The organism is Streptomyces sp. NPDC028928 (assembly GCF_055564915.1).
This window is the reverse complement of record NZ_JBVHVI010000014.1, coordinates 194150-216737: the sequence shown is the minus strand read 5'-3', so window position 1 is coordinate 216737 and position 22588 is coordinate 194150. Positions and strand designations below refer to the sequence as shown.

21 protein-coding genes are annotated in these 22588 nt (G+C 73.1%); 9 read left to right on the top strand and 12 right to left on the bottom strand.

The features are described 5' to 3' along the window. Window positions 1-18 precede the first annotated feature (18 nt). Together ACZ4U1_RS31220 and ACZ4U1_RS31215 are read left to right on the top strand one after the other, a co-directional pair. Window positions 19-3447, top strand: coding sequence for a DNA polymerase III subunit alpha (locus ACZ4U1_RS31220; protein ID WP_467907511.1), 3429 nt, complete (start codon window positions 19-21; stop codon window positions 3445-3447). Next, window positions 3444-4412: a DNA polymerase Y family protein gene (locus tag ACZ4U1_RS31215; protein ID WP_467907510.1), complete on the top strand. Its 969-nt coding sequence runs from the start codon at window positions 3444-3446 to the stop codon at window positions 4410-4412. Before ACZ4U1_RS31220 ends, ACZ4U1_RS31215 begins: the two co-directional genes overlap by 4 nt. A gap of 17 nt (window positions 4413-4429) precedes the next feature. Here ACZ4U1_RS31215 and ACZ4U1_RS31210 read toward each other — a convergent pair whose 3' ends face one another. Beyond that, window positions 4430-4804, bottom strand: a complete 375-nt coding sequence (locus tag ACZ4U1_RS31210; RefSeq protein ID WP_467907509.1) for a cupin domain-containing protein — start codon at window positions 4802-4804, stop codon at window positions 4430-4432. Between the two features lie 91 nt (window positions 4805-4895). On the opposite strand from ACZ4U1_RS31210, the gene ACZ4U1_RS31205 reads away from it, so the two are divergent. Together ACZ4U1_RS31205 and ACZ4U1_RS31200 are read left to right on the top strand one after the other, a co-directional pair. Beyond that, entirely contained in the window at window positions 4896-5342 is a 447-nt protein-coding gene (locus tag ACZ4U1_RS31205; protein WP_467907508.1) for a MarR family winged helix-turn-helix transcriptional regulator, read from the top strand. 166 nt (window positions 5343-5508) lie between these two features. After that, complete coding sequence (locus ACZ4U1_RS31200; protein ID WP_467907507.1) at window positions 5509-6375, top strand: esterase/lipase family protein; 867 nt, start codon at window positions 5509-5511, stop codon at window positions 6373-6375. Window positions 6376-6427: 52 nt separating this feature from the next. On the opposite strand, the gene ACZ4U1_RS31195 is transcribed toward ACZ4U1_RS31200, so the two are convergent. Further along, on the bottom strand, window positions 6428-7372 hold the full coding sequence (locus tag ACZ4U1_RS31195) for a lytic polysaccharide monooxygenase auxiliary activity family 9 protein (protein WP_467907506.1): 945 nt from the start codon (window positions 7370-7372) through the stop codon (window positions 6428-6430). Window positions 7373-7510: 138 nt separating this feature from the next. Here ACZ4U1_RS31195 and ACZ4U1_RS31190 point away from each other — a divergent pair, with 138 nt between their 5' ends. Next, complete coding sequence (locus tag ACZ4U1_RS31190) at window positions 7511-7966, top strand: GNAT family N-acetyltransferase (RefSeq protein ID WP_467907505.1); 456 nt, start codon at window positions 7511-7513, stop codon at window positions 7964-7966. Window positions 7967-7977: 11 nt separating this feature from the next. On the opposite strand, the gene ACZ4U1_RS31185 is transcribed toward ACZ4U1_RS31190, so the two are convergent. After that, the gene (locus tag ACZ4U1_RS31185) at window positions 7978-8112 is read right to left on the bottom strand and encodes a hypothetical protein (protein ID WP_467907504.1); all 135 of its coding nucleotides are present in this window, start codon (window positions 8110-8112) and stop codon (window positions 7978-7980) included. 142 nt (window positions 8113-8254) lie between these two features. Between ACZ4U1_RS31185 and ACZ4U1_RS31180 the strand changes: the two genes are divergently transcribed. After that, window positions 8255-8875 carry a class I SAM-dependent methyltransferase gene (locus ACZ4U1_RS31180; protein WP_467907503.1) on the top strand — a complete coding sequence of 207 codons (621 nt, stop codon included), beginning with the start codon at window positions 8255-8257 and terminating at the stop codon, window positions 8873-8875. A gap of 20 nt (window positions 8876-8895) precedes the next feature. Here the strand turns inward: ACZ4U1_RS31180 and ACZ4U1_RS31175 are convergent, their stop codons facing one another. Both ACZ4U1_RS31175 and ACZ4U1_RS31170 read right to left on the bottom strand, forming a co-directional pair. Beyond that, the gene (locus tag ACZ4U1_RS31175) at window positions 8896-9399 is read right to left on the bottom strand and encodes a ribonuclease FAU-1 family protein (RefSeq protein ID WP_467907502.1); all 504 of its coding nucleotides are present in this window, start codon (window positions 9397-9399) and stop codon (window positions 8896-8898) included. Further along, the gene (locus ACZ4U1_RS31170) at window positions 9380-10309 is read right to left on the bottom strand and encodes a GNAT family N-acetyltransferase (RefSeq protein ID WP_467907501.1); all 930 of its coding nucleotides are present in this window, start codon (window positions 10307-10309) and stop codon (window positions 9380-9382) included. Before ACZ4U1_RS31170 ends, ACZ4U1_RS31175 begins: the two co-directional genes overlap by 20 nt. A 72-nt stretch (window positions 10310-10381) precedes the next feature. Between ACZ4U1_RS31170 and ACZ4U1_RS31165 the strand changes: the two genes are divergently transcribed. Beyond that, window positions 10382-10753, top strand: coding sequence for a GntR family transcriptional regulator (locus ACZ4U1_RS31165; RefSeq protein WP_467907500.1), 372 nt, complete (start codon window positions 10382-10384; stop codon window positions 10751-10753). A 62-nt stretch (window positions 10754-10815) separates the two neighbouring features. On the opposite strand, the gene ACZ4U1_RS31160 is transcribed toward ACZ4U1_RS31165, so the two are convergent. Together ACZ4U1_RS31160 and ACZ4U1_RS31155 are read right to left on the bottom strand one after the other, a co-directional pair. Beyond that, a complete protein-coding gene (locus tag ACZ4U1_RS31160) occupies window positions 10816-11622 on the bottom strand; it encodes a DUF72 domain-containing protein (RefSeq protein ID WP_467907499.1) in 807 nt (268 codons plus the stop codon). Between the two features lie 15 nt (window positions 11623-11637). Continuing rightward, window positions 11638-12732, bottom strand: coding sequence for a DUF5925 domain-containing protein (locus tag ACZ4U1_RS31155; RefSeq protein WP_467907498.1), 1095 nt, complete (start codon window positions 12730-12732; stop codon window positions 11638-11640). 109 nt (window positions 12733-12841) lie between these two features. On the opposite strand from ACZ4U1_RS31155, the gene ACZ4U1_RS31150 reads away from it, so the two are divergent. Beyond that, window positions 12842-14260, top strand: coding sequence for a GH39 family glycosyl hydrolase (locus ACZ4U1_RS31150; RefSeq protein WP_467907497.1), 1419 nt, complete (start codon window positions 12842-12844; stop codon window positions 14258-14260). 15 nt (window positions 14261-14275) lie between these two features. On the opposite strand, the gene ACZ4U1_RS31145 is transcribed toward ACZ4U1_RS31150, so the two are convergent. The 5 genes from ACZ4U1_RS31145 to ACZ4U1_RS31125 form a co-directional block, all read right to left on the bottom strand. Further along, window positions 14276-17854 (bottom strand): lipopolysaccharide biosynthesis protein, encoded by a 3579-nt coding sequence (locus ACZ4U1_RS31145; RefSeq protein WP_467907496.1) that lies wholly within the window; start codon window positions 17852-17854, stop codon window positions 14276-14278. Then, window positions 17847-18647 (bottom strand): polysaccharide deacetylase family protein, encoded by an 801-nt coding sequence (locus tag ACZ4U1_RS31140; protein WP_467907495.1) that lies wholly within the window; start codon window positions 18645-18647, stop codon window positions 17847-17849. Before ACZ4U1_RS31140 ends, ACZ4U1_RS31145 begins: the two co-directional genes overlap by 8 nt. After that, window positions 18640-19818, bottom strand: a complete 1179-nt coding sequence (locus ACZ4U1_RS31135) for a glycosyltransferase family 2 protein (protein ID WP_467907494.1) — start codon at window positions 19816-19818, stop codon at window positions 18640-18642. The genes ACZ4U1_RS31140 and ACZ4U1_RS31135 overlap by 8 nt, the downstream gene beginning before the upstream one ends. Continuing rightward, window positions 19815-20636 carry a glycosyltransferase family 2 protein gene (locus tag ACZ4U1_RS31130; protein ID WP_467907493.1) on the bottom strand — a complete coding sequence of 274 codons (822 nt, stop codon included), beginning with the start codon at window positions 20634-20636 and terminating at the stop codon, window positions 19815-19817. The genes ACZ4U1_RS31135 and ACZ4U1_RS31130 overlap by 4 nt, the downstream gene beginning before the upstream one ends. A 415-nt stretch (window positions 20637-21051) precedes the next feature. Beyond that, window positions 21052-21468, bottom strand: a complete 417-nt coding sequence (locus ACZ4U1_RS31125) for a hypothetical protein (RefSeq protein WP_467907492.1) — start codon at window positions 21466-21468, stop codon at window positions 21052-21054. A 300-nt stretch (window positions 21469-21768) separates the two neighbouring features. On the opposite strand from ACZ4U1_RS31125, the gene ACZ4U1_RS31120 reads away from it, so the two are divergent. Further along, the gene (locus ACZ4U1_RS31120; RefSeq protein ID WP_467907491.1) at window positions 21769-22575 is read left to right on the top strand and encodes an SGNH/GDSL hydrolase family protein; all 807 of its coding nucleotides are present in this window, start codon (window positions 21769-21771) and stop codon (window positions 22573-22575) included. Window positions 22576-22588: the final 13 nt, after the last annotated feature.

Here is a 22588-nt window from a genome sequence, read left to right as displayed (position 1 = left end):
CGAGTGCGGGAGGTGTGTGTGCCGGGCTTCGCGCATCTGCACACCGTCTCCGGGTTCTCCCTGAGGTACGGGGCGTCCCATCCGGAGCGGCTGGCGGAGCGCGCCTCGGAGCGGGGCATGGACGCCCTGGCCCTGACCGACCGCGACACCCTCGCCGGTGCCGTGCGCTTCGCCAAGGCATGTGCCGGGGTGGGCGTCCGTCCGCTGTTCGGGGTGGACCTGGCGGTGGAGGCGAGGGAGGCCGTACGGCGTGACCGGCGGCGGACGCCGGTGCGCGGTGGCGCCTTCGTGGACGAGTCGGCCCCCCGGGTGACCTTCCTCGCCCGGGACGGCGCCCGGGGCTGGGCCGAGCTGTGCCGGCTCGTCACGGCGGCGCACGCGGGCGAGGGCACTGTGCTGCTTCCCTGGGCCGCGCACCGGGGTGCGGGCCTGGTGGTGCTGCTCGGGCCGGGGTCGGACGTGGGGCGGGCGCTCGCCGCCGGGCGGCCCGACCGGGCGGCGGCACTGCTGGCCCCGTGGCGCGAGGCCTACGGTGACGCGCTGCGGCTGGAGGCCGTCTGGCACGGGCGTACGGGCACGGGGGACGGCTCCCTGCGGCTGGCGGCCCGTACCGTCGGGTTCGCCGCCGAGCAGGGGGTGCGGCCGGTGCTCAGCAACGCCGTGCGGTACGCCGATCCCGGGCAGGGGCCGGTCGCCGATGTGCTGGATGCCGCACGGCGTCTGGTGCCGATCGACCCCCGGGGCGAGCTGGACTCCGGTGAGGCCTGGCTGAAGGACGCGCCGGCCATGCTGGACGTGGCCGAGCGGATCGTGGAGGCGGCCGGGTACCGGCGGGACACCGCCCGGCGGCTGCTGGAGCAGACCCGGGACACGGCCGCCGAGTGCCGGGTCGACCCCGAGGGTGATCTGGGCATGGGGGGCGTGTACTTTCCCGAGGCGCACCTCGTCGGCGCCGGGCGGCGCACCGCGCAGCGGGCGCTCGCCTCACGGGCGGTGGCGGGCATGCTGCGGCTCGGGTACGGCGGCCGGCGCGCGTACTGGGAGCGGATGCACGACGAGCTGGACATCATCGCCCACCACGGCTTCGCCTCCTACTTCCTGACGGTCGCCCAGGTGGTGGACGACGTACGGGACATGGGGATCCGGGTGGCCGCCCGGGGCTCCGGTGCCGGGTCGCTCGTCAACCATCTGCTCGGGATCGCGCACGCCGATCCCGTCGAGCACGGGCTGCTGATGGAGCGCTTCCTGTCCAAGGAGCGCGTCGTGCTGCCCGACATCGACATCGATGTGGAGTCCGCCCGGCGGCTGGAGGTCTACCGGGCGATCATCGGGCGGTTCGGCAGCGAGCGGGTCGCCACCGTCTCCATGCCGGAGACCTACCGGGTCCGGCATGCGATCCGGGACGTGGGCGCCGCGCTGTCCATGGACCCGGCCGAGATCGACCGGATCGCCAAGTCCTTCCCGCACATCCGGGCGCGCGACGCCCGTGCGGCGCTGGAGGAGCTGCCCGAGCTGAAGCGGCTCGCGGAGGAGAAGGAGCGGTACGGCAGGCTCTGGGAGCTGGTCGAGGCGCTCGACGCCCTGCCGCGCGGGGTCGCCATGCACCCGTGCGGGGTGCTGCTCTCGGACGCCTCCCTGCTCGCCCGTACGCCGGTGGTGCCGACCAGCGGTGAGGGGCTGCCCATGTCGCAGTTCGACAAGGAGGACGTGGAGGACCTCGGGCTGCTCAAGCTGGATGTGCTGGGCGTGCGGATGCAGTCGGCGATGGCGCACGCGGTCGCCGAGGTGGAGCGGGTGAGCGGGGAGCGGATCGACCTGGACGCGGTGGAGCCGGGGGACCCGGAGACGTACCGGCTGATCCGGTCCACCGAGACGCTGGGCTGCTTCCAGATCGAGTCGCCCGGCCAGCGGGACCTGGTGGGGCGGCTCCAGCCGAGCACCTTCCACGACCTGGTCGTGGACATCTCCCTCTTCCGGCCCGGTCCCGTCGCCGCCGACATGGTGCGGCCGTTCATCGAGGCGCGGCACGGGCGGGCGCCGGTGCGCTATCCGCACCCGGACCTGGAGGAACCGCTGAAGGGGACGTACGGGGTCGTCGTCTTCCACGAGCAGGTCATCGACATCGTGGCCATCATGACCGGTTGCGGACGGGGTGAGGCCGACCGGGTGCGGCGCGGGCTGTCCGACCCCCAGTCGCAGGGGCGGATCCGGGTGTGGTTCGCCCAGCAGGCGGCGGCCCGGGGGTACGGCGCGGAGACGATCCAGCGGACCTGGGAGATCGTGGAGGCCTTCGGGTCGTACGGCTTCTGCAAGGCGCACGCCGTCGCCTTCGCCGTGCCCACCTACCAGTCGGCGTGGCTGAAGGCGCACCACCCGGCCGCCTTCTACGCCGGGCTGCTCACACACGACCCCGGGATGTATCCGAAGCGGCTGCTGCTGGCGGACGCCCGGCGGCGAGGGGTGCCGATCCTGCCGTTGGACGTGAACGCCTCCGGGGTCGCACACAGGATCGAACTGGTGTCTGAATCGCCGGCGGTGTGGGGGCTGCGGCTCGCCCTCTCCGACGTCCACGGCATCAGCGAGGCCGAGGCGAAGCGGATCTCGGACGGGCAGCCGTACTCCTCGCTGGTGGACTTCTGGGAGCGGGCCCGGCCGAGCCGGCCGCTCGCCCAGAGGCTCGCGCAGGTAGGGGCGCTGGACGCCTTCGGCGCCAACCGGCGGGATCTGCAACTGCACCTGACCGAGCTGCACCGCGGCGCCCGGAGCGGCGGCGGAGGCCAACTCCCGCTGGCGGGCGGGCGGAAGACCGCGTCGGCCGGGCTGCCGGACCTGACCTCGGCGGAGAGGCTCAGCGCCGAGCTGGGCGTGCTGTCCATGGACGCCTCGCGCAATCTGATGGACGACCACCGGGAGTTCCTCACGGAGCTGGGCGTGGTCTCCGCACGCCGGCTGCGCGAGGCCCGGCACGGTGAGACCGTGCTGGTCGCGGGTGCCAAGGCGGCCACCCAGACCCCGCCGATCCGCTCCGGCAAGCGGGTCATCTTCTCCACGCTGGACGACGGCACGGGCCTGGTCGACCTGGCGTTCTTCGACGACTCGCACGACGCGTGCGCCCACACCGTCTTCCACTCGTGGCTGCTGCTGGTGCGCGGAGTGGTGCAGCGGCGCGGCCCGCGCAGCCTGAGCGTGGTCGGCTCCGCCGCCTGGAACCTCGCCGAGCTGGTCGAACTGCGTGCCGAGGGCGGCCTGGACGAGGTGGCCGCGCGGCTCGCGGAGCCCGTGACCGAGGGCGCGGGCGGCGATCCGACCGGCGGGCGGCGGATCCAGCTGCCCACCGGATACGCGATGCACCCCTGGGCCGACCTGCGGCCCGCGGGTCAGGGGGCCGCACAAGGGCCCGCGGCGATACGGAAGTTGTGGCACCAGAGTCCGGGGAGTGCGGGATGACCATCCTCTGCGTACGTTTCCAGCTGCCGCCGATGTACGAGGCGGCCCTGCCGGGCCTGCTCGGACTGCTGGAGGAGTTCACCCCGGTCGTGGAGGCGCTGCCGCCGGACGGGGCGCTGGCCGATCTGCGCGGCGCCGAGCGGTACTTCGGGCGCAGCGCGGTGGAGCTGGCCTCGGTGATCCGGGTGCGGGCCCTCGCGCGGTACGGCGTCGACTGTGTGATCGGCGCCGGGCCGGGCCCGATGCTGGCCCGCGTGGCGCTGCGCGACGCCCGGCCCGGGGTGACCTGCGCGGTCCCCGAGGACGCCGTCGCCGAGTTCCTCGCCGGCAAACCCGTCGCCGCGCTGCCCGGCGTCGGCGCGGCGACCGCCCGCACCCTGGACGAGTACGGTCTGGACACCCTGGGCCGGGTCGCCGCCGCGCCGCTCTCCACGCTCCAGCGGCTGATCGGCGCGAAGGCGGGCCGGGAGCTGCGGGAGAAGGCGGCCGGTGTCGACCGCGGCCGGGTCGTCCCGAACGCCGTGGCGCGGTCGCTGATGACGGAACGGGCCTTCGAGGTGGACGAGTTGGACCCCGCCCGGCACCGCAGGGCACTGCTGTCGGCCGCCGAGGAGATCGGCGCCCGGCTGCGCGCGGTGGAGAAGGTCTGCCGCACCCTGACCCTCACCGTGCGCTACGCCGACCGCTCCTCCACCACCCGCAGCCGCACCCTGAAGGAGCCGACCGCGCACTCTACGGCCCTGACCAAGGCGGCCTACGGCATGTACGAGGCGCTCGGCCTGCAGCGCGCCCGGGTCCGTGCGCTCACCCTGCGCGCCGAGGGCCTGACCCCCGCAGAGCAGGCCTCCCACCAGCTCACCTTCGACCCCGTGGACGAGAAGGTCCGCCGCATCGAGGAGGTCGCGGACCGCGCCCGGGCGAAGTTCGGGCCGAAGGCGGTGATGCCGGGCAGCCTCGCGGCATGACTCCGCTCCGGGCCGCGTCAGTTGGCCCAGGGCGGAGTGATGCGGGTGCCGTCGGCCAGTTCCGCCGTGAGGCCGACGGAGGTGGTGACCCAGGAGAGCGCGGTGTGCCCGGTGGGATTCTCGACGGCCAGGGTCGCACCGGGCGTGACGATCACCGTGTCGCCCGCGGAGATCCGCTCGGTCTGTCCGTCGAGGGTGATCAGGAGTTCCCCGACGAGGAGATGGAAGATCTCCTCCCGGCTGACGGTGTGGGCGGGCGCCTTGACACCGGCCGGGATCTCACCGCGCCAGGCGCACAGCTCCGTGCTGCCGGTGCGCGGGGTGGCGTACGAGACGAAGCGGGCGCCGTGGATCTCGTGGGTGACGGCTGCCGAGGAGCGGACTATGGGCATGGCGGTGGACTCCGTCCGGGATGATGGTCAAGCGACTTGACTATATAGTCAACCTGCTTGACCAAGTCGTCAAGGGTGTTTCAATGCCTCCGTGCAGAACTCCGACGCCCTGGCCCTGTCCGCCGTCCTGCTCGCCGTGGCGGGCGACCTCACCCAGCGCATCCATGACGGGGTGGTCGCCCGTGGCTTCGCGGACATCCGGCCCGCCCACGGCTTCGCCTTCGCACGGCTCGCCCCGGACGGCGCCACCGCCACCGACCTGGCCGCGCACCTCGGGGTGACCAAGCAGGCCGCGAGTCAGCTGGTGGACGAGATCGTACGCAAGGGATACGCCGAGCGCAGGCCGCACCCCGGGGACGCCCGGGCCCGGCTGGTCGTGCTGACCGAGCGCGGGTGGGCCTGCACCCGGGCGGCGGAGGAGGCGGCCGCCGAGGTGGTCGGGGGGTGGGCCGAGCTGCTGGGCGAGGGGGAGCTGCGCGGTCTGCGGGAGCACTTGGCGCGGATCGCTCCCCGGGGTCCGATCCGTCCGGCGTGGTGACGCGTCGCCGATGTCCCGCGCGGCTCCGGTTATCACTGGAAGTTTTTACTGCCGCGTAACTTCACACTTGCACTACTCGCTCGTAACTTGACGAGTGAACAGCATCCCGTGATCCGGATCACAGGGTTGGCCGTGCACCTCCCTTGAGCCGCAAGGAGATCACACGATGCTGCCCTGGAAGCGCGCCCTCAGACCCCTCGCCGCGCTGCTCCTCACCGTCGCCGTCGCCGTCGTACCCGCCGCCACCGCCAGTGCTTCGGACAGCGCTGCGCCCAGCAGTGGCTGGAACGACTACTCGTGCAAGCCCTCCGCGGCCCACCCCCGCCCCGTCGTCCTCGTCCACGGAACCCTGGGCAACTCGGTCGACAACTGGCTCGGCCTGGCCCCTTATCTGAAGAGCCGCGGATACTGCGCCTACTCCCTCGACTACGGCCAACTGCCCGGCGTCCCCCTCTTCCACGGCCTCGGCCCCATCGACAAGTCGGCCGAACAGCTGTCCGCCTTCGTCGACAAGGTGCTCGCCGCCACCGGAGCCGCCGAGGCCGACCTGGTCGGACACTCCCAGGGCGGCATGATGCCCCGCTACTACCTGAAGTTCCTCGGCGGAGCCGCCAAGGTGAACGCCCTCGTCGGCATCGCCCCCGACAACCACGGCACCGACCTGGACGGCCTCACCCACCTGCTGCCGTACTTCCCCGGCGCCGAGGACCTGCTCAAGGCCACCACCCCCGGCCTCGCCGACCAGATCACCGGGTCCGCCTTCCTCACCAAGCTCAACGCGGGCGGCGACACCGTCCCCGGCGTGCGCTACACGGTCATCGCCACCCGGTACGACGAGGTGGTCACCCCCTGGCGCACCCAGTACCTGAGCGGTGCCGACGTCCGCAACGTCCTGCTCCAGGACCTGTGCCCGCTCGACCTCTCCGAGCACCTCGCGATCGGCCTGTTCGACCGGATCGCCTTCCACGAGGTGGCCAACGCCCTCGACCCGGCCCACGCCACCGCCACCAGCTGCGCCTCCGCCTTCAGCTGACGTACCGCCGGGGCCTGTCCGGCCTGAGCCGCCGGACAGGCCCCGGAAGCCCTCACCGGCGGTGACCGCCACCCGATGCGCGCCGCCGCACCGACAGGAACAGCGCCGCCGAGCCGAGCGCCAGCGCCGCCGCGCCGCCGACCGCGAGGTACGAGGTGCCGGTGGACGCGCCCGTCTCGGCGAGGCCCGCCGAAGCCCCGGCCGCCTTCGGCCGGTTGGCCGGGGTCGTCACGGACGGCTCCGCCGAGGTGCTCGCGTCGTCGTCGCCGTGCCCGTGGTGCTCGACCGTCGACTTGCCGGCACCGTCCGCGATCTGCTCGTCCGAGGGTGCGGAGGCGCTCGGCGCGGGGGTCGTACCGCCGTTTCCGCCGCCGCCGAAGTCGACGTCCGAGCAGGAGTAGAACGCCTCCGGGCTGTCCGAGCGCTGCCAGACCGCGTACAGCAGGTGCCGGCCGGACCGCTCGGGCAGGGTGCCGGAGAACGCGTAGAAACCGCCCGACGGAGCCGGGTCGGTGGCCGTCGCCACCGGGTGCTCCAGATCCAGGTCGGACCAGGCCGGCGGCTTCGCCGGGTCGTAACCGGGCTTGGTGAGATAGACCGTGAAGGTGCCCTTGTGCGGGGCGGTCACGCGGTACCGGAACGTGTACGACCCTCCGTGCACGCTCGTCGCCGGCCAGTCGGCGCGGGCCAGGTCGAGCCCCTTGAACTCCTCGTTGTTCGCGCTGCACAGCCTGCCGTCCGGGATCAGCTGCCGGTGCCGCCCGGCCGCGTCGCCGATCCGGACGCCGTTCCAGTCGTACAGGGCCTGGGTGCCGCCGGCCGCCACGGCCGCCTTGCACGCGGCCGACTCCGGGCTCTCCGGCCCCTCCGCGTAGCACTGCGAGATCCGGCTGACCGGGTCACCCAGGGAGCCGTGCGCGGACGCGGGCGCGGCACACAGCGCGAGCGCGCTGAGGCCGAGAGCGGCGGCGGTGGCGGCCTTGCGGCGTGCTGGCATGGGGGAATCCTCCGGTGGGGTTGATCAGGAGCCAGCCCCAGGAAACCGCGAAATCCACTGCTGGGAGCGGTGGGAGGAGATCTTTATGGTGCCCTTAAGGGAGCGCTCAGACTGCGCTCAGGTAGGTAGCGTGCGGGCATGCTCAACGACACCGAACCGGTCCGGCCCGCCCGCCCCGAGGACGTACCGGCCGTCAAAGCGGTCACGGACGCGGCCTACCACCCCTACCTCGCGCGCATCGGTGTGGTGCCCCAGCCCATGGAGGCGGACCACGCGGCCGACGTGGCCGCGGGCCGGGTGTTCGTCACGGGGGAGCCCGTCGTCGGGCTGGTGGTGATCGAGGCGTTCGCCGGCCATCTCTTCCTGGACAGCATCGCCGTCCACCCGAGCGCCCACGGCACGGGCGTCGGACGCCGGCTGCTGCACTTCGTCGACGCACGCGCGCGGGAACTCGGGCTCGGCGAGATCAGGCTCTACACGAACGCGATGATGTGGGAGAACCAGAAGATCTACCCGCGGTACGGCTACGAGGTCACGGCACGTCGCGTCGACGGTCCGTACGACCGCGTCCACTACCGCAAGCTGCTGGGCTGAGCCGCGCCGCGTCAGCCGTCCGGCCACCAGGTCCGGGCGATGTCCTTGCGGACCTCCGGGCGGCCCGCCGGGCGTTCCTCCGCCTCTTCGCGGAGCCGGCGGCTGTCCGTCCTCTTCAGGGGCTTCTGCACGGTTGCACGGCGCATGGCTGCTGCCTCCTTCAGTGCCTACCCGAGTTCCGCGTTGTCACGGAGGTAGACGCTTTCGGGGAGAGTTCCTCATCGGTGCCGGGTTGTCAGTGGCGGCTGTCACGTCCGCACTGTCAGTGGCGTGTGTCACTCTCTGGGCATGACGAGCGAGAACACGCACGCGGTTGCGGTTGCCCGGGAAACGGACTGGGATGCACAGGCCGCCGCCTTCGACGACGAACCCGACCACGGCCTGCGCGACCCCGCCGTCCGCGCGGCCTGGGCGGACCGGCTCCGCGCCTGGCTGCCCGAGCACCCCGCCGACGTCCTCGACCTCGGCTGCGGGACCGGCAGCCTGTCACTCCTCGCCGTCGAGCAGGGGCACCGCGTGACCGGTGTCGACCGGTCCCCGGCGATGGCCGAGCGCGCCCGGGCCAAGCTCGCCGGGCATCCCGCGCAGATCCTCCGCGGGGACGCCGCGGCCCCGCCGGTGGCCGGCCGCCGCTTCGACGTGGTGCTCGTACGGCATGTGCTGTGGGCCCTGCCCGACCCCGCCGGGGTGCTCCGGCACTGGCGGGGCCTGCTGCGGCCCGGAGGCCGGTTCGTGCTGGTCGAGGGCGTCTGGGGGACGACCGGCCCGGTCGGCATACCGGCCGCGCGGCTCACCGCCCTGCTGGAGCCGCTCGCCCGGGACGTGCGCGTGGAGCACCTGTCCGGACACGCGGTGTTGTGGGGCAAGGAGGTGGACGACGAGCGGTACGCGGTGCTGGCCGGAGTGTGACACCGGGGCACCGGGGCGGGTCAGGACAGCAACTCCTCGAAGCCGTCGGCGCGGGACGCCAGCGCCTCCAGCGTGTCGAGGGCGGCCACCGCGGCGGACGCGGCCGCCGGGTCCGTCTCCGTGAGCCCGCTCTCGGCGAACTCGTCCTCGTCCAGGCGCCGCACGTCCCGGCCGTCCGCGGAGCGCCACAGGTCCAGGTCGAGGTCCTCCACGACGAGGTCGGAGCCGGAGAGCACCGCGGGCCGTGTGATGTCGCAGTACCAGCCCTTGACGGAACCGTCCGCGGCCCGCACCTCCTTCACCGAGTACCACCGGTCCCGCCAGTAGTACTCGGTGAACACGTCCCCGGGCTCGAACCGCACGAACCCGAAGTCGCGGACCCCGGAGCCCGCCCACGGGGCGCGTACGGCGATCCGGTCGCCGTCGTCCCGCAGCAGCTCCGCCGGGTAACGGATCTTCGTACGGCCCGCCTTGACCAGGACGACCTCCAACCGGGCCGTCGGTTCAGCCGAGTTCGCGGACATAGCGCACCTCCGTCGCGCAGATCTCGTACCCGAGCCACTTGTTGATCGCGATCATCGGATCGTTGCCGGTGTCGTTGCCCGTGAAGGCCTCGGTGACACCGGCGGCGCGGGCCCGGTGCAGGGAATGGGTCTTGGCGAGCCTGGCCAGACCACGGCCGCGGTGGGCGCGTGCCGTGCCGGTCATCGCCGAGGAGTAACGGGAGTCATCGTCGGTGTAGGCCACGGTGAAGGCGACCGGCCGGCCGTCGACACAGGCGGCCGTCGTCAGCTCCCGGTTCAGCAGCGGATGGTTCCAGGTCTCCGCGAGCCAGGCGTCGTAGTCCGTGAACTCGTGGTCCACATCGCTCGGTTCGTCGCGCACCGTCTCCGCGTCCAGCTCGAACAGCGGCCGGGGATCGTCCGCGAAGTCGGCGGCCGACCGCAGCTGCACGCCCGCAGGGATCTCCGGGAGCGGCGGCAGGGTGCCGTGCGCCAGGTCGAGCCGGAGGAAGTGGGCGGTACGGCCCCGCCGGTAGCCGCGCCGCTCGGCGAACGCCCGGTTGGCCGGCTCGTCCAGGGCCCAGGCCAGCAGTCTGGTCGCGCCCAGGTCCGCCAGGTACTCCTCGGCGGCCCGGACCAGCAGCCGGCCGGCGCCGCGGTGGGTCCGGTCCGGACGGACGTACACGTTCAGCGCGCCCTGGCCCGGGTCGGGGCTGTCGTGGATCAGATGGACCTGTGCGGTGCCGATGATCTCGCCGTCCTCCTCCGCGACCAGCGGCCGGAAGCGGGCGTCCGGGTGGACGTGGGCGGCCGTGTGCCGGACCGAGTCCGCGGTGAACAGGATGTACGGCAGAGCGAGCCGGCGGACGAGGGCGAAGCCCTCGGCGTCGGCCGGCACGTCGGGGCGCAGGGCACGCACGAGCACGGTCATGAGGAGGCACCGTACGGGGCGGGAAGGCGGGACTGCCTCCCATTTTCCGGCGGGTGCGGGACAATCGCCCGTGTGAGCCTGAAGATCCGCATCGATGACAGCGCGCCCCCGTACGAGCAGGTGCGGGCGCAGATCTCCGAGCAGGCGCGGTCCGGGACGCTCCCGGTCGGGTACCGGCTGCCGACCGTGCGGGGGCTGGCCGAGTCCCTGGGGCTCGCGGTGAACACGGTGGCCAAGGCGTACCGGGCGCTGGAGAGCGACGGGGTGATCGAGACGCGGGGGCGCAACGGCACGTTCGTGGCTGCCGCCGGCTCGGCCGCGGAGCGTGAGGCTTCCCTGGCCGCGCAGGCCTACGCCGAGCGTGTGCGGCGGCTCGGGCTCGGTGAGGACGAGGCGTTGGGTGCCGTGCGGGACGCGCTGCGTGCGGCTTACGGGGAGGGCTGAGGGGAGTTCGGCACCGCCGGACCGCGCCGTCGGGGCTGAGCGCCGTCGCGGCCGGAAAGGAATCAGCTGAGCTGCGGCTTCGCGGCGGCGGGAGGCTGCTGTCCGTGTTTCGCCGGCTCCGGTGTCCTCGTCACCGTCAGGCCCGCCCTCCTCGCCGCCCTGCCGAACGTCACCGCGTCCTGCACCGCCGCGCCCCCGGGGTCGTTGTTGAAGTACGCGTAGACGTCCTCCCCGTCGGACCAGGTCGTCGCGATGCGGTCCACCCAGGTGTCCAGGGAGCGGCGGCCGTAGCGCGGCCAGGGCCGGGCGCGGCCCTGGTGGAAGCGGACGTAGCCCCAGCCGGTGGTGCGCCACAGCGGGGTGACCGGGCGGGCCAGGACGTCCGCCCAGCACACGGCGGCGCCACGGGATTCCAGGACCTGCCGTACCTCCGGCGTCCACCAGGAGTCGTGGCGGGGTTCGACCGCGACCCGCGTACCGGGCGGGAAGCAGGCCAGGCAGGCGTCCAGCAGCGGCGGGTCGGCGCGCAGGGTGGGCGGGAGCTGGAGGAGGACCGGGCCCAGCCGGTCGCCCAGGCCCGCCGCGTGCGACATCAGGCGGTGCACCGGCTCCTCGGGTTCCTTGAGCCGCTTGATGTGGGTGAGGTACCGGCTGGCCTTGACCGCGACCACGAACTCCGGCGGCACCCGCTCGCGCCAGGCGGCGAAGGTGTCGTACGACGGCAGCCGGTAGAACGCGTTGTTGATCTCCACGGTCGCGAACAGCCGGGTGTACTCCTCCAGCCACAGCCGCGTCGGCACCCCGGCCGGGTAGACGAGGTCCCGCCAGTCCTTGTACTGCCACCCCGACGTGCCGACGAACAGGGTCATACCCTCATGAAAGCACTACAGGTACAGGCCCGCGTCCGCACCCTCCCGGGCACCCGGCACCGAGGTCGGCGCGGTGCCCCGGCGCAGCGCGTACAGCTCGGCCAGGGTCGCCCCCTCGCGGCCGACGCCCTCCTCGGTGCCGAGCCAGTTCACCGCCTCCGTGCGGGTCAACGGGCCCACCTCGATGCGGGCCAGACAGCGGCCGGGCCGGACCACGGCCGGGTGCAGGCGCTCCAGGTCCTCGTTGGTGGTGACACCGACCAGGACGTTGCGGCCCTGGCCGAGCAGGCCGTCGGTGAGGTTCAGCAGCCGGGACAGCGCCTGGCCCGCCGTGTGCCGGGCCTCCCCGCGGATCAGCTCGTCGCAGTCCTCCAGCAGCAGCAGCCGCCAGCGGCCCTTGCCCGCGCCGTCGTCCTCGCCGATCGCGATGTCCATCAGATAGCCGACGTCGGAGAAGAGCCGCTCCGGGTCCAGGACGCAGTCGACCTGGCACCAGTCCCGCCAGGAGCGGGCGAGGGTGCGCAGGGCGGAGGTCTTGCCGGTGCCCGGCGGACCGTGGAGGAGGAGCAGCCGGCCCGCGATGTCCTCCGGGGTCGTCTTCATCAGCCGGTCCATGGCCTCCGCCACCGGAGCCGTGTAGTTGGGCCGGACCTCCTCCCAGGTGCCCGCGGAGATCTGGCGGGTCGTGCGGTGCGGGCCGCGCCGCGGGGAGACGTACCAGAACCCCATCGTCACGTTCTCCGGCTGCGGTTCCGGCTCGTCGGCCGCGCCGTCCGTGGCCTGGCCGAGGACCCGCTCGGCCAGTTCGGCGCTGGTCGCGGTGACCGTGACGTCCGCGCCCCGGTTCCAGCGGGAGACCAGCAGGGTCCAGCCGTCCCCCTCGGCGAGGGTCGCGCTGCGGTCGTCGTCGCGGGCCATCCGCAGGACGCGGGCGCCCTCCGGCAGCAGGGTCGCGCCCGAGCGCACCCGGTCGATGTTCGCCGCGTGCGAGTACGGCTGCTCGCCCGTCGCGAAGCGGCCGAGGAACAGCGCGTCGACGACGTCGGACGGCGAGTCGGAGTCGTCGACGTGGAGCCGGATCGGCAGAGCGTCGTGTGGGTTGGCAGACATGCCGCCATGATCCGTCACCGGTGGGGTTCGCGCATGGCATTTCCGTCCCTTGTCCCGGGTGTTCCCATACCCGCCCGGCCCGCGGTCCGCGCCACTACTGTTGTCCTCGATGGGACGTCATGAGTGGTTCACGGGGGTCCGGCGATGGCGGTTCGCCGCCCTGCTCGGTGGGGGCGTGGCCGCTCTGGCCCTAGTGGTGACCCTGGCCGGCACGCCCCCCGGGGGCGGCGGCAGCACCGCCGGTACCTCGCGTGACGGTGCCACGGTGCACGGCACCCCCGCGGCCGGGCCCGAGCACCCGCAGCCGTACGTGGGCTGGGGCTTCACCCACACCCAGTACAGCGCCGACGAGGGCAGCGGCCCGGCCGTCGGGCGGGTCGAACGGCTGCTGGCGCGGGGCGGCGGGCTGCCGCAGGACCAGGCGATCATGGGCTGGGGCGCCGGCAACCCCGAGCCGGTGAAGGGGCGTTACGACTTCGCCGCGCTGGACCGCCGTATCGACTTCATCCGCACCTCCGGCGGCACGCCCGTGATCACGCTGTGCTGCGCGCCGGACTGGATGAAGGGCGGCAGGTCCGGCGCCGGCGACACCGACTGGAGCCGGGCCGCCCTGGAGACCGCGCCCACCCCCGACCACTACCAGGACTTCGCCGACCTGGCCGCGACCGTCGCCCGGCGCTACCCCGACGTACGCCACTTCGTCGTCTGGAACGAGTTCAAGGGCTTCTGGAACAACGCCCGGGGCCGCTGGGACCACGAGGGCTACACGAGGATGTACAACCTCGTCTACAAGGCGCTGAAGAGGGTCGACCCGGACATCATGGTCGGCGGCCCCTATCTGGGCATGGACAGCCTCGACCCGCGCGACGCGAACGCCTCCGACGCGCTGAAGGGCCCGTGGGGCGCCATGGACCAGCGGGTCCTGGACGCCTTCGGGTACTGGAACCGGAAGAAGGCGGGGGCCGACTTCGTGGTGGTCGACGGCTCCAGCTACACCAACGACGACGAGCTGCTGCCGGACGAGTTCGCGGCCACCGACAAGTTCACCGCGGTGGGTGAGTGGCTCCGGCGGCAGACCCGTGACCTCCCCCTGTGGTGGGCGGAGTACTACGTCGAACCCGCCGACGGCAAGGGCGAACGCGACGGCTGGTCCGAGGCCCGCCGCCGCGCCGTGCACGCCGCCGGACTGATCGCCATGGTCAGGGGCGGCGCCGACTCCGGCTTCTACTGGAACCCCCAGGAGCGGACCGGCCGCTGCCCGGGCTGCCTGTGGTCCCCGACGGACACCGCGGGCGGGGGCCGGGAACTGCCCATGTACGGCCTGGTGTCCCGGTTCGGCAAGGCGTTCGGGCCGGGCACCCGGTACGAGACGGTGTCCGTGGCCCCGGACGACGTGCCCAACGTCCGCGTCCTGGCCACCGCGAAGACCGTCCTCGTCGTCAACACCCTCGACCGGCCGATCAGCGCGCGGATCGACGGCAAGCGGTTCGGGATGGGCGCGTACGAGGTGAGGTGGCTCGACCGCTGAGCCACCCCCGCCCCGTCACTTCATGGTCAGGAACCGCTGCACGAGCGAGGCCAGCACCACCGCCAGCAGCGGCAGCGCGAACCAGAAACCGCCCTGGACCACCCGCAGTCGGCGCACACCGGGCCGGACCGCGACCCGCACCAGCTCCCGGGCGGCGAGCAGCACCACCAGGACCACGGCCGCCAGCGCACCCACCACCGACCACGGCGTCCAGGTCACCTGCGGCCCGATCGGCCCCGGATCCGGCTTCGGCACCGGCCCGGCCGGCCGCGTGCGCAGCGCGTACACCGTGACGTCCTCGTTGACCAGGACCTTCGTCAGCTCCCGCCGCCCGTCCAGATGCCCGGTCAGCCCGGACGCCCAGGCCGCCGGGAAGCCCGCGTCCAGCTCCAGGTACGTCACCTGGCTCCGGTTGACCATCAGGTACGCGTTCGGGCCGGCGTCCCCCAGCGCCTCGACCAGGTCGGCCACCAGCGCCGGATCGGCCGGCGCCCGCGTCGGCACATAGTCCACGCGCTCCATGTCCCGCGCGCCCCACGGCAGCGCCGGTGTCACATCGTCGACCGGGTCCTGGCTCAGCCACAGCAGCCGTACCGTCGGCCGGTCGTGGGCGTACACCCAGTCCATCGCCGCGACCTCACCGGGCCGGATCCGCTCGAACGGCTCGTTGCCCCAGCGGGCCACCAGGAAGCCGCCCATCAGCAGCAGCCCGGCGAGCAGCGCGGCCACCGGGGCCGGCCACCGCCGGCGCCGCCCCGCGCCGACGCCGGCGCGCGGGAAGAACGCGAGCCCGCCGAGCAGGGCCGCGCCCGGCACCGCGAACATGAAGACCCGCAGCGCCATCTCGCCGCCGTACGACTGCATGCCGAAGCCCAGGAACGGGACGAACGTGAGGATGAGCAGGGACCGTTCGCGCAGGCCCTTCCGGCGCCGCCGCCACCAGCCCCAGCAGGCCAGGGCCAGCACCGAACCGGCCAGCAGCACCCGGGTGTACAGCACCAGTTTGTGGGTCGCACTCCCGCCCTGGATACGGCCGGAGACCGAGGTGGAGACATTGCTGCCGACCCCGCCGACCCCGCCGAACAGCTCGTCGAAGTGCCCGGACCAGTACGGCTCGGCCATGAAGCCGACCCAGACCGCGACCAGCACCGCGCAGAGCAGCGGCAGACCGCGCAGCTCCGAGCGGCCGAGCAGGACGAGGGCCGTGAGCACGCCCAGCATCACGAACGGGGTGAGCTGGTGCGCGGGCACGGTCGCCGCGTACAGGCCGATCAGCAGCAGGAGCAGCACGGCCCGCTGCCGCCGGCCGGCCGGCTCCACCTCGGCCTCGCCGGGACGCAGCCTCGTCCAGATCACCCGGGGCGGGCGGAACCAGACCAGGAGGACCGCCACGAACACCAGGTACAGCAGATAGGTGAAGCCCTGCGGGGAGAAGTAGTCCTGGCCGACCCAGCCGCTCAACACGAACAGCCAGACGCCGGTCCACTTCGCCCGCCAGCTCGCCCGCAGCGCGCGCGTGAGCAGGAACAGCGGCGCCAGATAGGCGAGTTGGATCGCCGTCGGCCACCAGCGGATCACCTCGGTGAAGTCGGTGACCCCGCACGCCCGCCCGGCGAACGCGGCCACCGCGAAGAAGCCCGGCCAGCTCCAGCGGGCGTCCAGGTCCGGCACGGCCGAGCCGGTGCGCTCGATGTGGTCGAGGAAGCCGAGGTGCTGCCAGGCCGTCGGGAACCGTGGCTCGGGCTCGATCACCGCGGGCAGCGCGTGCAGGGACACCACGGTCGCCACCAGCGTGACCAGCAGCAGCGCCCGGTGCTCGCGGCGCAGCCACAGCAGTACGGCGAAGACGGTGATCAGCAGGGCCGCCCCGGCCAGCGTCGGCAGCGGCAGCACCGACACCAGGCCGAGCCCGCCCATCCGGTCCAGGTCGGCCTCGCCGAGCCGCAGCGCCGGCACCCAGTACAGCACCAGCGCGGCGATCAGCAGACAGCCGAGGAGCACCCCGGCCCGGGTGGGCACCCGGCGCGGGGGCCCGGCCGGTACGGCGTCCTCCGGTACGGCGTCCTCGGGCTCCGGTGCCGGGCGCTCGCCCGGCAGGGGTGCGGCGGTGCCGAGGGCCAGGGTGTCGGCGTCCGGCGCCCACGCGGGACCGGACCGGCGGGTCGAGGCGGCGCGGCTCCCGCCGGGCGTGCCCAGGTCGGCGAGGTCCCCGTCCGGGGCCACCGCCTCGGGCAGGGCGGCGGGCACGGACCGCAGCGTCCGCCACAGCCTCGGCGCGGCGATCGCCACGATCACCGCGAGGCTGGAGATCTCGGCGACACCCGCCCCCGTCAGCCCCATCCGCGGCAGGAGCAGCAGCGTCAGACCCAGCACCAGCACGCACAACAGCCCCTGCAGCCAGGCGAGTCCGGCGGTGCGGCTCTGCGCGCGCAGCACCGCGAAGTGGATCTCCATCACGGTCCGCAGCACCGCGCCGACCGCGAACCAGCGCAGCAGCGGGGTCGCCGCGTCCGCGTAGCCCGCGCCGAACACGCCCAGGATCCAGGGCGCGCCGACGAACAGCAGCCCGGCGATCGGCAGCATGATCCGGGCCATCCGCCTCAGCGCGGCCCGGGTGTTGGCGGCCAGCCGGGCCGGGTCGTGGGAGCCCTCGACGGTCAGGGAGGCGCCCATGTTGATGGCGAGCAGGTTGGTCGTACCGCCGATGGTGGTGGTGATGTAGAAGTAGGCGTTCTCCTCGGAGGCGACCTGCGCGGCGATGATCACCGGGACGAGGTAGACCACGGCGAGGGAGAACAGTGAGCCGGTGTAGTCCCCGGCCAGGAACCTGCCGATCTCCCTCGGCGCCGGCGGGTCGGCGTGGCCCTCGGACGCCTTCGCGTGCCGGGGCACCAGCCGCCGGAACACCAGCCAGCCCAGCGGGACCACCGAGGTGGCGATGGCGGCCACCCAGGACACGAAGACACCGGTGGTCGGCAGGGCCACGGCGAACGCGGCGAGCAGGGCCAGCTTCACCGCCGAGAACACGGTGTTGCCGACCGGCACCCAGGGCGCGCTGCGCAGCCCGGTCAGCACACCGTCCTGCAGGGTGAGCAGGTTCCAGGCGGCGACGGCCGCGATGAAACCGAGCCCGTTGAGCGTCCCGTGCAGGAAGCGGTACGACGGCCCCCACACGTCCAGCGTCAGCAGGAAGACGCCGGCGGCCAGCGCCACGATCAGCGAACTGCCCGCGTAGGTACGGAGGACGAGCCGGCCGGTGCGGTCACCGGAGACCGGGATGAAGCGGGCCAGGGCGCCGGTCAGGGTCACCGCGGTGAGCCCGGCGAGGAACTTCATCGCGGCGATGGCCGCCGAGCCCTGGCCGACCGCCGACTCGGAGTAGTAGCGTGCCGCGGCCAGCCAGAAGCCGAGCCCGAGTACGGCGGAGATGCCGGTGTTGAGCATCAGCGCGTAGGCGTTGCGGAACAGCGGGCTGCCGTCGGCGGACCGGCCCGTGCCGGGCAGCCGCAGCCGCAGCCGGCGCCCCGGCTTGTCGGCCGCGCCGGCGTCCGGGGTCTCGGTCTCGGTCTCGGTCGTGGTGGTCGTGTCAGACACGGGATCTCATGGCCTTCCGGCGGACCTGGCGGGCTCTGCGGACGAGGGCGTGGCCCTTGGTGAGGGCGCGGTCCCCGGCGAAGGCGCGGGCGACGGCACGGCCGAGGAGCAGCCGCTCGAACTCCTCGGCGCCGGTGGTGCGGCGGACCGTGACCCGCTCCAGGGCGTACGGGCCCTGGCGGCGCCGGGCGAGGGCGTTGCCGACGGCGAGCGCCTGGGCGTACCCGGCCGCGCGCACGGCCTGGCGGACCCGGCGGCTGGAGTAGCCGTACGGGTAGGCGAACGACACCGGGCGGGCGCCCAGTTCGGCCGTGACGATCTCCGTGCAGCGGGTCAGCTCGGTGCGCAGTGCGTCGTCGCCGAGCTGGTCGAGCTGCGGGTGGGTGTGGCTGTGCCCGCCGATCTCGACGCCGGCGGCGGCCAGTTCGCGCACCTGGTGCCAGTCGAGCATGGTGTCCAGGCCGCCCCCGGTGTCGTGGGCGCCCCTGAGCCAGCCGGTGGAGACGAACAGCGTGGCCGGGAATCCGTGCCGCGCGAGCACGGGCAGCGCGTGCCGGTGGACCCCCTCGTAGCCGTCGTCGAACGTGATCAGCACCGGCCGGGCGGGCAGCGGACGCCCGGCGCGCCAGTGGCCGGCGAGATCGGCGGTGGTGACCGGGGTCAGCCCCAGCTCGCCGACGAGCGCCATCTGCTCCGCGAAGACCTCCGGTGCGACCGACAGGGCCCGGGTCGCGTCGTTCGGCGTGCTCGCGACCGAGTGGTACATGAGGATCGGTACGGGTGCCTCACTCATGGGTGCCCCCTGTGTCCGGCGCGCCTGGGTGAGCGCCGGGGAGGAGGCCGGACCCGCTGTCCGGGCCGGCGCTCGGAGCGGTGCCCGTGCCGCGGCCCCGGCTGAGGTCCGGTCGGGCATCCGCGCCGGCTGCCGGACCGGCGCCTGCACGGGCGTAGGGGCGGGCGTCTGGACCGGACGTCCGGGCCGGCGCCGCGGGGCGGATCCGCGTCGCGGTGAACGTCGTACCGCCCCGCCGCGCCCGCAGGGTGCCCACCGCGTAGCCGGCGGCGGCGCTCAGGACACCGGCGACGATCGCGCCCGCGCGGCCCGCGCCGCCCGGGCGGAGGAGCAGCGCGTCGCGCAGGCCCCGGGCGACACCGGCCGGCAGCACCCGGGTGGTGTACCGGCGTTCGGTCTCCAGGCCCCTGCCCGCGCCGACGCTGCGCGCCACCAGGGCCTTGGACAGGCCCTCGGCGTAGGTGCGGGTGCGGAAGTAGGCGAAGCGCTCGCGGGGCCCGGGCACCCGGTGATGGATCACCGCGCGGTCGTCGATGAGGAGGAGGGCGTCGGGGCGGGCGCGGGTGAGGCGGATGCACAGTTCCGTCTCCTCGCAGCCCAGCGGGCGGCGGTCGCCGTCGCGGCCGATGCCGGTGGCGAAGCCGCCCGCCGCCTCGAACGCCGTACGCCGGAAGGAGGCGTTGCCGCCGAGGACGTTGCGGACCCGGACCCGGCCGGGCGGCAGCCCCTTGTAGGTGCAGCCCACCACCCAGTCGAACTCTTCCGGGAACCAGGCCGGCCGCCGGCCCGACGCCCAGCCGGGCACCGTACGGCCGCCGACCGCGAGCACGCGCGGGTCGGCGTACCCCGCGGCGAAGTGGCGCAGCCAGTCCCGTTCGGCCACGGCGTCGTCGTCCAGGAAGGCGATGACCTCGCCGTGGGAGGCGGCGATGCCGGTGTTGCGGCCGGCGGACAGCCCGCGCGGGCCCGCGTTGGCCAGGACGCGGACGCCCTCGGTCTCCTTGTACGCGCGGGCCAGCCGGTCCTGCAGGGCCGGGTTGTGGTCCACGACCAGGAGCGTCTCCAGCGCCGGGTACGACTGCGCGCGGACCGAGGAGACCGCCGCGAGGATGTCCTCCCAGCGGTCCTCGGTGTACACGCAGATCACGACGGAGATGCCGGGATCCGTCAAGAGACCTCTCCCTGCCCGGTCCGCGGCAGCGGGGAGTGGTGCGTGCGGCGGCGCAGGTCACGCCGGTTGGACCGCTCCTTCAGGATCACCTTCAGCACCCGCAGCCCGTCCCGGACGGCGCGCAGGTTGCTGGTGCCGTGGATGCGGAGGTACTCGTGGCTCGGTATCTCCTGCACCTTCAGGCCCGCCTTGACCACTCTGATGTTCATCAGCGTCTCGACCTCGAACCCGGTGCAGTCGAGGTCGATCTTGTCCAGGCAGTGCCGCCAGAAGGCGTTGTACCCGTAGCACAGGTCGGTGTAGCGGGCGCCGAACTTGCGGTTGACGACGGTGCACAGCGCCCAGTTGCCGAGTTTGCGGACGAAGGTCATGTCGTCGGTGCCGCCGCCGTTGGCGAACCGGGAGCCCTTGGCGAAGTCGGCGCCGGAGACCAGGGCGGAGACGTACGACACGATCTCGCCGCCGTCGGCCGAGCCGTCCGCGTCGACCATCACGATGATGTCGCCGGTGCACGCCTCGAACCCGGTGATCAGGGCATCCCCCTTGCCCTTGCCCCGCTGTTCGACGACCTTGACGTCCGGCCGCAGGGCACGCGCCACACCGACGGTGCCGTCCGTGGAGTTGCCGTCGACCAGGACCACTTCGTGTATCCAGTCCGGCAGGGTCTTGAAGACGTAGGGCAGGTTCTCCGCCTCGTTCATGGCGGGAATCACCACGCTCACCGGCGGAGTGATCGCCAGGTGAGAGGAGATGGGCCGGAAGCCGGCGGCGAGGAAGGGATCCTGCCCCGAACTCGGCGGACGCACGACGGAACTCATGAGTGGTTTTCCCTCTCGTCCGGTGGGCCGCCCGCCCCTGGGCGGCCCGGCTTCGTGTCCGGTTCGAAAGGGGGGTTCTCGTCTTCGGCACGGCGGACTTGTCGCCGGACCGGGGTCCGCGACGCTCTCCGTTTCCGCTGACGAGTCGGCAAAGCTGGCCGGTCCGCCGGAGAAAGACGGCGGCCGGTCGCGCGGCCCGGCTCGGTCACACGTGCGGTCACCGAGCACGGCACCCCCCTACCGCGCCCCGCGCCGGAATCGCCGCGGCCCCTGAACCCTCCCCTGGGGCCGTGTGCGACGCTCCGGTACGGGTGAGATGTACGACGGTATTGACGATGGAACCTTAAAGGCAGGCTTGGGCGACTGTCTCACTTTTGCCATGGTTTGGCCGGTACACAACGTTGGCCCATTTTGCTCAGTCTTGCGGGCGTTTTCCGGAAATCCGCGCTTGGAGCAGGGTCGCCAGCAGGAGCAGCACGCTCAGACCGGCCACCGCGGCCACCCCGCCGCGGGCCGACCAGCGGTGCACGGCCAGCATGCCCTGGGCGACCAGCATGTCGACGACGACCGCGCCCGCGAGCGCGGCGACCGCCCGGCCGAACGGCGGCAGCCCGCGCAGCGCCGCGGCGATGGCCGCGGCCGGCGCCGTGAGCACGAAGAACAGCGTGCACGGGCCGCGCAGTGGTGTCCCGGAGTCGATGAACGCGAGCAGTGCACCGGCCGCCGCGACGGCGGCAGCGGCCCCGGCGAGCAGCGGCGACAGGTCCCTCCCCGGCCCTGGCCGCTTCCCGTCGGCGTCGTCCGCGGCGCCGTCTGGTGAAGGTGTCTTCATGCCTAAGGTCTGCATTGGCGACTTTGCCCCCCGACGCGCCGGATGCCGGGCTTCAATGTGGCGCAGGGCGGGCGGGTCGTCAAGACGACAACCCCCGGGGCACAGGTGTTCGCGCAGGCCCGGGGCGTGCGCCGGAGTTGACCGGTCGTCAACAGACCTGGCGTACACGCGCCATACATGAGCGGTGAATATTTCGGGTTGATCTCGTTGAGATGACAAAAGTTTTGGCATGAACACTTCCTGTCAACACGCGTAGCTGCTACGAAAGTTGAGGCAGAGATCCTGCTAAAGGGAGGTTCCATGAGACGTTCCCGACTTACCGGATTCGTGACCTCGCTCCTCCTCGCCGCAGGCCTCGGTCTCACCGGGGCCGCTTCGGCGCAGGCTTCCTCGACAGCCGCGGCCGGCGGCTACGTGGCGCTCGGCGACTCCTACTCCTCCGGAGTGGGCGCCGGCAGCTACATCAGCTCCAGCGGCAGCTGCAACCGCAGCACGAAGGCGTACCCGTACCTGTGGAACGCCGCCAACAGCCCGTCCTCGTTCGCCTTCAACGCCTGCTCCGGCGCCACGACGGACGACGTACTCGCGGGCCAGCTCGGCTCGCTGAACTCCTCCACCTCACTGGTGTCCCTCACCGTCGGCGGCAACGACGCCGGCTTCGCCGACGTCATGACCACCTGTGTGACCAGCTCCGACAGCACCTGCCTGGCCCGCATCGACACCGCCAGGGCGTACGTCGCCAACACGCTCCCCGGCAAGCTGGACACCGTCTACAACGCGATCAGCGCCAAAGCCCCGTCCGCCCGGGTGGTCGTCATCGGCTATCCCCGCTTCTACCTGCTCGGCCAGTCGTGCCTCGGCCTCTCGGAGACCAAGCGGTCCGCGATCAACGACGCCGCCGACTACCTCGACGCCGCCATCAAGGCCCGCGCCACCGCCCACAACTTCGTCTTCGGCGACGTCCGCACCACGTTCTCCGGCCACGAGATCTGCTCCGGCAGCTCCTGGCTGCACAGCGTCAACTGGCTCAACATCGGCGAGTCGTACCACCCGACCGCGTCCGGCCAGTCCGGCGGCTACCTGCCGGTCTTCAAGAACGCGGCCTGACACCCCGCTCGAC

Excerpts from the sequence above, each read along its gene's own strand:
- ACZ4U1_RS31215 (WP_467907510.1), top strand. The coding sequence starts at position 3,444 with ATGACCATCCTCTGCGTACGTTTCCAGCTGCCGCCGATGTACGAGGCG.
- ACZ4U1_RS31210 (WP_467907509.1), bottom strand. The coding sequence starts at position 4,804 with ATGCCCATAGTCCGCTCCTCGGCAGCCGTCACCCACGAGATCCACGGC.
- ACZ4U1_RS31200 (WP_467907507.1), top strand. The coding sequence starts at position 5,509 with ATGCTGCCCTGGAAGCGCGCCCTCAGACCCCTCGCCGCGCTGCTCCTC.
- ACZ4U1_RS31195 (WP_467907506.1), bottom strand. The coding sequence starts at position 7,372 with ATGCCAGCACGCCGCAAGGCCGCCACCGCCGCCGCTCTCGGCCTCAGC.
- ACZ4U1_RS31190 (WP_467907505.1), top strand. The coding sequence starts at position 7,511 with ATGCTCAACGACACCGAACCGGTCCGGCCCGCCCGCCCCGAGGACGTA.
- ACZ4U1_RS31185 (WP_467907504.1), bottom strand. The coding sequence starts at position 8,112 with ATGCGCCGTGCAACCGTGCAGAAGCCCCTGAAGAGGACGGACAGCCGC.
- ACZ4U1_RS31180 (WP_467907503.1), top strand. The coding sequence starts at position 8,255 with ATGACGAGCGAGAACACGCACGCGGTTGCGGTTGCCCGGGAAACGGAC.
- ACZ4U1_RS31175 (WP_467907502.1), bottom strand. The coding sequence starts at position 9,399 with ATGTCCGCGAACTCGGCTGAACCGACGGCCCGGTTGGAGGTCGTCCTG.
- ACZ4U1_RS31170 (WP_467907501.1), bottom strand. The coding sequence starts at position 10,309 with ATGACCGTGCTCGTGCGTGCCCTGCGCCCCGACGTGCCGGCCGACGCC.
- ACZ4U1_RS31160 (WP_467907499.1), bottom strand. The coding sequence starts at position 11,622 with ATGACCCTGTTCGTCGGCACGTCGGGGTGGCAGTACAAGGACTGGCGG.
- ACZ4U1_RS31155 (WP_467907498.1), bottom strand. The coding sequence starts at position 12,732 with ATGTCTGCCAACCCACACGACGCTCTGCCGATCCGGCTCCACGTCGAC.
- ACZ4U1_RS31150 (WP_467907497.1), top strand. The coding sequence starts at position 12,842 with ATGGGACGTCATGAGTGGTTCACGGGGGTCCGGCGATGGCGGTTCGCC.
- ACZ4U1_RS31140 (WP_467907495.1), bottom strand. The coding sequence starts at position 18,647 with ATGAGTGAGGCACCCGTACCGATCCTCATGTACCACTCGGTCGCGAGC.
- ACZ4U1_RS31130 (WP_467907493.1), bottom strand. The coding sequence starts at position 20,636 with ATGAGTTCCGTCGTGCGTCCGCCGAGTTCGGGGCAGGATCCCTTCCTC.
- ACZ4U1_RS31125 (WP_467907492.1), bottom strand. The coding sequence starts at position 21,468 with ATGAAGACACCTTCACCAGACGGCGCCGCGGACGACGCCGACGGGAAG.
- ACZ4U1_RS31120 (WP_467907491.1), top strand. The coding sequence starts at position 21,769 with ATGAGACGTTCCCGACTTACCGGATTCGTGACCTCGCTCCTCCTCGCC.